The 216-nt window shown below is 63.9% G+C and carries 1 protein-coding gene; it reads left to right on the top strand.

Annotated features, from left to right (window positions below; all coding sequences use genetic code 11):
- A partial coding sequence (locus GTQ34_RS16685; RefSeq protein ID WP_208103926.1) for a hypothetical protein occupies positions 1-216 on the top strand: 216 nt, incomplete at both ends.

Here is a 216-nt window from a genome sequence, read left to right as displayed (position 1 = left end):
GTACCCTGAGCCAGGACCTTGACGGCACCTTTGCCACGGATGCGGAACTGGCGGCCCTTAACACGGACGATGCCGACGCCGACCCGACCAACGAACTCAACACGGCGGTCGGCCTGACGGGCACCTCGATAACGGTGACCGATGCCGGTGGTACCCTGAGCCAGGACCTTGACGGTACCTTTGCCACGGATGCCGAACTTGCAGCGCTGAACACGG

It is taken from the genome of Flagellimonas ochracea (assembly GCF_009903685.1).
GTDB lineage: Bacteria > Bacteroidota > Bacteroidia > Flavobacteriales > Flavobacteriaceae > Flagellimonas > Flagellimonas ochracea.
Note: the sequence above shows the minus strand (reverse complement) of the source record. Positions and strands in the feature narration are given on the sequence as shown.